At 43.5% G+C, this 10,366-nt stretch carries 6 protein-coding genes and 1 pseudogene; 4 read left to right on the top strand and 3 right to left on the bottom strand.

Annotated features, from left to right (window positions below):
- Window positions 1–477, bottom strand: a pseudogene (locus IM319_RS19605) (RNA-guided endonuclease InsQ/TnpB family protein); the annotation flags it as partial.
- A 333-nt stretch (window positions 478–810) separates the two neighbouring features.
- Window positions 811–1,410, bottom strand: a complete 600-nt coding sequence (locus IM319_RS19610; RefSeq protein WP_287685521.1) for an IS607 family transposase — start codon at window positions 1,408–1,410, stop codon at window positions 811–813.
- 145 nt (window positions 1,411–1,555) lie between these two features.
- On the opposite strand from IM319_RS19610, the gene IM319_RS19615 reads away from it, so the two are divergent.
- Window positions 1,556–3,211, top strand: a complete 1,656-nt coding sequence (locus tag IM319_RS19615) for a CHAT domain-containing protein (protein WP_287736638.1) — start codon at window positions 1,556–1,558, stop codon at window positions 3,209–3,211.
- Window positions 3,212–3,462: 251 nt separating this feature from the next.
- On the opposite strand, the gene corA is transcribed toward IM319_RS19615, so the two are convergent.
- On the bottom strand, window positions 3,463–4,620 hold the full coding sequence (gene corA / locus IM319_RS19620) for a magnesium/cobalt transporter CorA (protein WP_287736639.1): 1,158 nt from the start codon (window positions 4,618–4,620) through the stop codon (window positions 3,463–3,465).
- Between the two features lie 191 nt (window positions 4,621–4,811).
- Between corA and pdxA the strand changes: the two genes are divergently transcribed.
- From pdxA to IM319_RS19635, 3 genes are all read left to right on the top strand, one after another.
- Window positions 4,812–5,828, top strand: coding sequence for a 4-hydroxythreonine-4-phosphate dehydrogenase PdxA (gene pdxA, locus IM319_RS19625; protein WP_287076221.1), 1,017 nt, complete (start codon window positions 4,812–4,814; stop codon window positions 5,826–5,828).
- Window positions 5,829–6,050: 222 nt separating this feature from the next.
- Window positions 6,051–7,415 carry an NAD-dependent succinate-semialdehyde dehydrogenase gene (locus IM319_RS19630; RefSeq protein ID WP_287736640.1) on the top strand — a complete coding sequence of 455 codons (1,365 nt, stop codon included), beginning with the start codon at window positions 6,051–6,053 and terminating at the stop codon, window positions 7,413–7,415.
- A gap of 64 nt (window positions 7,416–7,479) precedes the next feature.
- Window positions 7,480–10,140, top strand: coding sequence for a helicase-related protein (locus IM319_RS19635; protein WP_287736641.1), 2,661 nt, complete (start codon window positions 7,480–7,482; stop codon window positions 10,138–10,140).
- Window positions 10,141–10,366: the final 226 nt, after the last annotated feature.

Consider the following 10,366-nt stretch of genomic DNA (forward strand, 5'->3'; position numbering starts at 1 on the left):
ACATAGTAAAGTTGGCTGAAATTCGGGAATATTAGAGGTGACAGCTGCTAGGTTATTTAAACCTAAATCAACAAAAGCATATCTTTCTCCCTCCTGACTTGCTGGGGATGGTTGTTCATAAACAATCTCTAGACAATAAGCGCCCGTTTTAGGAATAATTCTCACCTCTAAGACTTCTTTTAAATTGGTTTTAAACTCTAAATTAGTTCCTGAAAGTTTGATTAAACCCTGCTTCAAGGCTTTTTTAGAGATGGCTTGATAGTTATAAGTTAAAATGTTTCTACCTTTTTTCTTATCTTTATAGCGTGGTAATTTCGGCTCTCCTGTAAATTTATTCGGCGATTTTTTGAATTGTTCTTCTGCTTTTTGAGAGGATTTAAAAGTTTTTTCTACTTGCTTTAATACTAACTGACTTACTTTAGCTGGTAACGCTTGATAATCTGCGCTTGTTTTCAAAGCATGGTGTAACTCAGTCATGGTTAGAAATGGCTGATGTGAAAAGAAAGCTTGACGGTTTAAATAGGGTTTGCGGCAAAAAGTTTTTCGGTGGTGGTAGGGTGTGGGGTGTGGGGTGTGGGGTGTGGGGTTTTACCCATTTTCACCTGGTCAATTACCTAATTTTCAGGGAAAAAGTCCCGGAATTTTCCCCTCAATCACTCCAATGGTCGGCACTTTTTGAGGTCAAAAAAGTCTAAAAGCCTTATCCAACAAGGTTTTTAGATTTATTCAGCCAACCCTAAATAGACAGCACAATTATAAAGATTCTTTGATAAAAATGCCAACTTATCAAATGCTAAAAATTCATTTTTATTAAATTTGATTAGATGTCTTTGAACTAACTTCAGGCTCTTCCTCCAAGCACTTAATTAAACATTCCGTTTTTCTTTTTCTTCGTCTTATTGAATACAGTCGCGCGCAAAATGAAGTGATTATGCTGACAAAATCTTGCATCAAATCATCTTTTCTTTCCTCGGCTAAATTGACTACTTCTATGTCTCGGTTTGTTTGGGCTAAAAGAACTTTTAAATAATTGAACCCTACTCTACTCAATCGGTCTTTATGTTCTACGACAATTAAGTTATAATCATTTTGTTCTAGAAGTTTTAATAATAGCTTTCTGTGGTCATTAACCCCACTTCCCACTTCTTTAACTACTCTGACAATTTGATAGCCTTTCGCAGTACAATAAGCCTCTAATCTTTTCGCCTGAGTCTCCAAGTTAGATTTATTTTCTGAACTAGAAACTCTTGCATAAATAGCAACTTTATTTTCACGCACTGAACGGTCATCTTCAAAGATAATAATTGTTCCTGTGGGAAGACGTTCTCCTTGTAACTGCCCTCGATTCCACATCCTCCAAGCAGTGTCATAACTGATCCCCTTTTTCTTGGCATAATCTGATAGTTTCATTTGAACTGTAAGGTAAACTTGCACTAACCACATTAGCAGTTGTTTGCTATTATTTGCATATATTTTCTACAAAACTTTACAATACTCTTTCTCGCCTTTCAGAAATCCTCTAGAATAAGATTCTATAGACTTCTAAATAACCACAATGACCGATGATGCCATCCCTAGTCTAAATTTAGCGATCTCTAGTTTAGCCACGAGTAATCATTTCGCCCGTTGGGTGACGAAAGCACCCCTACCGGGGGGATATGTGCATCATGACTGTGAATGGACCGAGAGTCTAACCACGGAATGGATGGCATGGCAGGAAATGTTCTGTCTGCAAAAAATGCCGACCTTGCCGATGTTAGAGCAATTAGAAGCAAATTCTCGACCCAAACTGACTCTTTCGGGAGAAGGCGGCAGTTATGGCGGTCAATTAATGCAGAAACTAGGTATTAGTCTCTGGCAATGGTTATTTCAAGCATCAATTAGTCAAAGTTTCGCCCAAAGTCAGGGAATCGCCCTCGGCAAAAATCAGCCCCTGCGAATTCGCTTGGAATGTCGCAATCCCCATTTAATTCTGCTGCCCTGGGAAATTATGCAGCAAGCAGGTAAACAGGCCATATCTCTGCATCCGAATATACTCTTTAGCCGCACCACCAGCGATGTGGATCCACTGCCACCGATAAAATCGAGTAATAGTCTCAATATTCTCTTAGTTATCGGCGAAAAACAGATTAAAACCGCGGCTAGTTCCCTCAACTTCACCGCCATTAATACGGGTGAAGAAACTAATTCCGACCAGGCACTGGAATCCGAGGCCGCCAATCTCATCCAGGCTATCTCCCCTGGGGGCAGTAGTTCCCTCCAGAATTGGGGAGTGAAAGTCAAAGTCGATACCTTAATTCGACCGCAGGCCGAAGAACTGACCAGGGCCTTGGATACGGGTAAATATCAAGCTTTTTTCTACGCCGGTCACGGAATGGCCGCCCCCAATGGCGGTTCCCTATTTCTGCGGACGGGGGAACAGCTAAATGGGACGGAGTTAGCCCAAGCTTTGGTGAGAAATCAGGTTATTTTAACCGTTTTTAATGCTTGCTGGGGTGCTTATCCCGCTAAATCAGGTCAGGAGATGATCCCCCGCAGCAGTCTGGCGGAAGTCTTGATTCACCATGGCGTTCCCGCAGTTTTGGCTATGCGAGATGCGATCGCTGATCGAGAGGCCTTGAGTTTTATCGAAGTTTTTACCCGCACCCTCTTCGGGTTCAAAGACAAAGAAGCGCAGATGTCCAAGTTGTTTCCCGGTCCGAGAGTCCCTATTGATCAGGCCGTTCGTATCGCCAGGCAGCAGTTATTAACCCTCTACAAGTACAATCAACCCGCTTGGACTTTGCCGATTCTCTATATGCACCCGGAATTCGACGGGCAATTGCTGCAAACCCTTGATGAGACTCAATCACCGACGGTTATGCCCAATGTCTCCGGAACCATGCCCGCCGCTTTCTTATACTATCTCGATCGTCCCGAAAGAAAATGGTCAATCCGTGGTGGTGGCATGAATATAGGACGGGACATGGAAAATGATCTACAGATTACTGAAAAATGGGTTAGTAAAAACCATTGTCGGATAATTTGCCGTAAAAAACCCGATCATCCAGACTATCAATACTTTCTCGAAGATTTCTCCCGTTTTGGTACTTTTATCTATCAAGATGGCCACTGGAAACAGGTACATAACCAAGAAGTTCCCCTAGAGTCCGGTTTACAGATTCGCTTCGGCAGTTACCAAGGCCAAATCCTCGCATTTGTGGTCGAATAATTAGGGTTGGCTGAAAAAGTTTTTCGGTGGGGGTTGGGGGTTGGGGGTTGGGGTGTGGGGTGTGGGGTGTGGGGTGATGGGGTGATGGGGTGATGGGGGAGTGGGAATTATGAATTATGAATTATGAATTATGAATTATGAAGTGGGAAGGTGGGGAAGTGGGGAAATTGAACTAAAACCCTAAAACCCCAAAACCCCAAAACCTGTCTCCTGTCTCCTGACGACCGGCTCCTGTCTCCTGCCTTCGTTAACTAACTTTTTGCTTCCTCTTTAAGCGTATAAATTGGTTTAAACCAACCTTTCCGCCAGAAGTAGAAAATCAAGCCTCCCGCTACGCCTAACATGACTAACCAGACCATGAAATAACTCCATTCTCCTTTTAATTCTGGCATATTCTCGAAGTTCATGCCATAGACACCAACGATAAAAGTTAAGGGAATAAAAATCGTCGAAATTACGGTTAAAAACTTCATAATTTCGTTTAATTTATTGCCCATAGTGGACATATAAACATCCATCAAACTCGCCGCTAATTCTCGATAAGCTTCGATAATTTCCAGAATTTGAATGACGTGGTCGTAGGAATCCCGAAAATAAATTTGTACTTCATCGCTGACTATACCATGATGGTCACGCATCAGTAAATTTAGGACATTTCGCATCGGCCAAATTAAGCGACGCAGTGCCAATAATTCCCGACGGACATCATAGATTTCCTGCATTGTATCTCGATCGGGATTACTAATAATCACATCTTCCAACGCTTCAATCCGATCTTCGTAGTGTTCTACCACGGGAAAATAACCATCGATAATCGTATCTAATAATAAATAGGTTAAATAATCCGCCCCCGATTTCCGTACTCGTCCCTGGGAAGTGCGAATTCGATCTCTGACTATCTCAAAACAGTCCTGTAATTCCTCCTCTTGAAAACTTAAAAGATAGCGTTTTCCCAAGACAAAACTCACCTGTTCCGTATCAAAACCGCTTTCATCTTCTTTCAGTCGCACCATGTGAGAAATCACTAACAATTGATTGTTATAATCTTCTAACTTGGGTCGCTGGGGTACATTGACTACATCTTCTAATAACAAAGGATGCAGATTAAAAATTTCCCCTACTTGTTTTAAAACCGTCTCACTCCCTAACCCTTGAATATCCATCCAAGACACGGTATTTGTGCCAATATAGGGGGCGCAAGCATTGGGGGTAATATCCACCTTGCGAATGGCGTTATCTTCATCGTAGTCGATTAAAATAATCCGCGAGGGTTTGGCATCTGGTTCAATAATTAATGTCCCCGGTTCACTCCCCGGTTCATCATAAAAATAATCGAAGTAGTCTTCTTCCTCGTCTCCATCGGTATCGGGACGATTGTTGACGAATATATCGGGTTGTAGTTGGGTCATAAGCTTACAACAATCTGGCTAATTTGGGCAATAAGAAAACAGAAAAGTTGAAAAATTTAATTTGCCTAAAGTTACTATCTATCGCCATGAGATTACAGTAAACTGAAAATTGTTTACTGATTTATTCCCTCCTGATAATTATCAACGATGAGATTAATCGGGAGAATTAGCAATATTGACGGCCAAAATTTATGGAATCCGCCTATTTTATTCCCCGTCTAGTTATCCCCGTCGGTGATCCCGCCGGAATCGGCCCTGAAGTGGTGTTAAAAGCGATCGCCGATTCCTCAATCTCGTCCAGTTGTCAGATTACTCTAATCGGCACAAGAACGCTTCTCGAAAAAGCCTATCACGATCCCCATCTCCTCGATCGCTTTTCTCTGATCGATTTGCCCTACAACCGGTCAAAAATCGTTTTCGGGCGTGGGGATGCCCATAGTGGTGAAATTAGCTTTCTTTACCTGCAAGAAGCCATAAAACGCACCCTCAAGGGCGAATTTGACGGTATTGTCACCGGTCCGATCGCTAAATCCTCTTGGCAGTTGGCCGGTTATGATTTCCCCGGTCAAACGGAGGTTTTGGCTACCATGGCGGGAATTAACCGTTATGGGATGCTATTCGTCGCTAAATCCCCTCACACCGGCTACGACTTACGGACTCTCCTCGCCACTACCCACATCCCCCTGCGAGAAGTTCCCGATGCCCTGAACCCCGATCTGATGACCCGAAAACTAGATCTATTGATCGAGTCTTTAAAGCTAGATTTCGGCATCGATCGCCCAAAAATCGCCATATCTGGCCTTAATCCCCACAGTGGCGAAGCGGGAAAGCTGGGAAGGGAAGAAAAGGACTGGTTACAGCCTTGGTTGGAGTCAATGGGGCAGCAATACCCGCAAACCCAATTAATCGGCCTTGTCCCCCCCGATACGCTTTGGGTGGAACCGGGGCGCGCTTGGTTTAGCGGTGCAGGGCAACCCGCCGACGCATATCTGGCATTATACCACGATCAGGGCTTAATTCCCGTGAAATTAATGGCTTTTGACTGTGCTGTTAATACTACCATCGGTTTACCTTTTGTTCGCACCTCTCCAGACCACGGGACGGCTTTTGATATCGCCGGTCTTGGTATCGCTAGGGCCCAGAGTATGCAAGCGGCAATCCAATTAGCGATCGAATTATGTCAGCAGCGCCGTATTGATCGGTGTTAGGGGTTGGGGGTTGGGGGTTGGGGTGTGGGGTGTGGGGGTGTGGGGGTTGGGGGTGTGGGGTGTAGGGGTTGGGGTGTAGGGAAGGAAACCTCTTTCATCTCTGGTGGTGAAAATTTTTTCATCGAGACTGACTCCTAATCCCGATTACCAAATTGGTGTGAGCAGCGGGACAACCGGAGAACTAAACTAGAGATATAGCCCTCGATAGGAGACAATTGGGATATGGGTATCGCTTCAGTCAACCCTGCCACCGGAGAAATTCTCAAGACTTTTAACCCTCTAACCTCGGAGGAATTGGCGGCGAAATTGGCCCTAGCTGACGCGACTTTTCAGCAGTATCGCCGCACCCCCATCAGTGAACGGGGACAGTGGTTACGGCAAGCGGCAGATATTTTGGAACGGGATCAGGTGACATTCGCTAAAACCATGACTTTAGAGATGGGGAAACCAATCAAATCAGCGATCGCAGAAGTCCTCAAATGTGCCTTGGTTTGTCGTTTTTATGCCGATCATGCCGCCGGTTATCTGGAAGATGTGCTGATTGCCACCGATGCTAGTCGCAGTTTTGTCCGTTATCAACCGTTAGGGGTAATTTTAGCGGTTATGCCCTGGAATTTCCCTTTATGGCAAGTATTTCGCTTTGCTGCCCCCGCTTTAATGGCGGGAAATGTCGGCCTACTCAAACACGCTTCTAATGTCCCCCAATCAGCTTTAGCGGTGGAAAGAATTTTATTAGAAGCCGGTTTTCCCGAAGGCGCTTTTCAAACTCTTTTGATCGGGGCCGATCGCGTTAGTGATTTAATTAACGATGAACGGGTAAAAGCCGCCACTTTAACCGGTAGTGAACCAGCAGGGATGAGTTTAGCAGCCGCCGCAGGAAAACAGATCAAAAAGGTGGTTTTGGAGTTGGGAGGTAGTGATCCTTTTATCGTTTTAGATACTGCCGATATCGAGGCGGCAGCGGCTACGGCAGTGACGGCGCGATTGTTAAATAATGGTCAGACTTGTATCGCCGCTAAACGGTTTATTGTTATGGAAACTGTCGCCGATCAATTTGAACAGTTATTAGTGGCTAAATTCCAAGCTTTAAGAGTGGGTGATCCCCTCGATGAAACTGTTGATATCGGTCCTTTGGCCACGGTATCGATCGTCTCGGAAATTGCCGCTCAAGTGGAAAAAACTGTCGCTATGGGTGGTAAAGTCCTTGTGGGAGGTCAACGTTTAGAGGGAAAAGGTAACTTCTATCTGCCCACGATTTTAACCGATATTCCTGCTGGTTCTCCGGGGGAAAAAGAGGAATTTTTTGGACCGGTGGCTTTACTATTTCGAGTCAAAAATATCGAGAAAGCGATCACTTTAGCTAATGATAGTCCCTTTGGTTTAGGTTCTAGCGCTTGGACGAATAACCCCGAAGAAATTGAGCGTTTAATTACCGAAATTGAGGCCGGTTGTGTGTTTATTAACGGTATGGTTAAATCCGATCCTCGCTTACCCTTTGGGGGTATTAAACGTTCCGGTTTTGGACGGGAATTAAGTGTCGAAGGTATTCGCGAATTTGTTAATGTTAAAACTGTTTGGATTAAGTAAATAAATTCAGTTATCAGTAGGGTGGGTTACAACGCGTAACCCACCCCCATAACCAATTAAAAATATGCCGCGCATTTTTGATAATATTGAGTCCCATTTATTGCCAATTTTACAGGAAAGTTTATTAGCAGCCCAACGCGCTGATTTTTGCGTGGGTTATTTTAATTTGCGCGGTTGGCAGTCCATAGACACCTATATTGATCACTTTCTCGGTGGTGATTTGTCCTGTTGTCGTCTCCTGATTGGTATGCAGAAAGCACCCCAGGAATTACTACAGCAATCCCTGTCTTTATTGCCTAGATCAAATGGTATAGATAAGGCAACTTCCGCTCGTTTAAAAAAACAAATTGTTCAGGATTTTTGCCAGCAATTAACTTGGGGGAATCCTAGCAATCGCGATCAGGCAGCTTTGCAACGTTTGGGTCAACAAATCCAAGCGGGTAAGCTAGTAATTCGCCTATTTTTGCGCTATAATCTCCATGCTAAATTATACCTTATTCATCGAGATGATGTCAATAATCCAACGGTGGGATTTTTAGGTAGCAGTAATCTAACTTTTGCGGGATTACAACAGCAGGGAGAATTAAATATTGATGTCCTTGACCACGATGCTTGTGCCAAATTACAAAAGTGGTTTAATGATCGTTGGTCAGATACTTGGTCTTTAGATATTTCTGCGGATATTGTCGAGGTGATTAACCAAAGTTGGGCGCGGGAAAGTCTGATTTCTCCCTATCATATCTATTTAAAAATAGCTTACCATCTTTCCTTTGAAGCCAGGGCAGGTTTAGCAGAATACAAAATTCCCCGACAGTTTGACCAAGACTTACTAGATTTTCAGAAATCGGCCATTAAAATTGCCGCTCGTTATGTGCAAAGACGCGGTGGGGTCTTAATTGGCGACGTGGTGGGGTTAGGAAAAACGCGCATCGCTTCCATTCTAGCATATATTTTGCAAGAAGACTACGATTTAGAAATCTTAATTATTTGTCCGAAAAACCTCCTAACTATGTGGGAGGATTACAGCCATAAATATAAATTAAGAGCGAAAATTATCCCCTTAAGTCAGGTGATGCAGGAATTACCCAATCTGCGGCGCTATCGGGTAGTAATTATCGATGAAAGTCATAACCTGCGTAATCGGGAGGGTAAACGTTACCGGGTGATACAGGAGTACATTAACACCAATGAAAGTCGCTGTATTCTCTTGACTGCGACTCCCTACAATAAAAACTATCTTGACCTGTCCAATCAACTGCGTTTATTCATTCAAGAGGACAGTAATCTCGGAATTCGTCCCGAAAGACTACTGGAATCTCTGGGAGGAGAAATCGAATTTAATCGCAGACACCAATCTCCGGTTAGGTCCCTAGCTGCCTTTGAAAAAAGTGACTCTCCCGACGACTGGAGAGACTTAATGCGTCTCTATATGATTAGACGGACTCGCGGTTTTATCAAAAATAATTATGCTACAGAAGACGAACAGGGTCGCAAGTATCTAAAATTTGCCGATGGGTCGAGGGTATATCTTCCCCAACGACAACTAAAGACGATAACGTTTGACCTACAAGACTCGGTTTATGCGCGTTTATATTCGGAAGCAGTGGTGATAACTCTCAACGGATTGAAGTTACCCCGTTACGGATTGGGAAATTATCTAATTAAAGGATGTAAAGGGACAGGAGAGGAGGAAACTATCTTAAAAAGTCTCTCCCGCGCGGGTAAAAGATTAATGGGATTTTGTCGGACGAATTTATTTAAACGTTTGGAGAGTGGGGGGTATGCTTTCCTACAATCCCTTGACCGTCATATTCTCCGCAACTATATTTTCCTTCATGCCATGGCCAATAATTTACCCCTTCCCATCGGGAGTCAGGATCTAGCTTTGTTAGACACTCGTTATCTGGATGAGGATTTAGTCACTCAGGGAGAAGATGAAAGTATAGAAACCGAGGACACTGGGGGGATAACCGGGTTAGAAAAAGAGTATCAAAAAAGAGCCGAACAAGTGTATCAAAAGTATGTCAGTGATTATCGCAAGCGCTTTCAGTGGATTAAAACCGAGGTCTTTAAACCCGCATTGAAAAAAGACTTACAATCCGATGCCTTGGCTTTAATAGCATTATTGCAGACCTGTGGGACTTGGCAGCCAAAGACCGACGAAAAACTAGAGAAGTTATGGCAGCTGTTACAGGAAAATCATCCTCAAGAGAAGGTGTTAATTTTTAGTCAATTTGCAGACACGGTGACTTATTTAGTTACTCAGTTGCGAAATCGGGGAGTGGATAAGATTGCGGGAGTGACGGGAAACTCTCCTAATCCTGCGGAAATTGTCCATCGTTTTAGTCCCCGCAGCAATTCTCAGCAAGTGGAGGAAGAAATACGAGTCCTAGTCGCGACGGATATCCTCAGTGAAGGGTTAAATTTACAGGATTGTGCCATTATCGTTAATTATGACTTGCCCTGGGCAATTATTCGCCTCATTCAACGGGCCGGAAGGGTAGATAGAATCGGTCAAAAAGCAAGTCAGGTTCTCTGTTATTCCTTTTTACCTGCGGAGGGAGTGGAGAGAATTATTAAACTACGGACGAGACTATCTCAAAGACTGCGAGAGAATGCGGAAGTGGTGGGGACCGATGAGATATTTTTTGAGGAGGAGATGGATAACCAGACTTTATTAGATCTGTATCATGAAAAATCTGAGGTTATCGAAAATTTGGGTTAAAACCCCGTCGTTTTACGACGGCTTTTCTTGATCTTTAATAGAGCATCTGAGAACTTCCAGGGTTGCACCTATCAGTTATCAGTTATCAGTTATCAGTTATCAGTTATCAGTGGGTAAGTCATCAGTTATCAGATGTGAGTTTTTAAGTGTGCAGTATTAAATAGAAGTTTCCTCCTGTCTTTTTAATGTTTACTGTTTACTGATCCCTGATTATAGAGTGTCTTTC

This window comes from Microcystis sp. M113S1 (assembly GCF_020246945.1).
Classification (GTDB): domain Bacteria; phylum Cyanobacteriota; class Cyanobacteriia; order Cyanobacteriales; family Microcystaceae; genus Microcystis.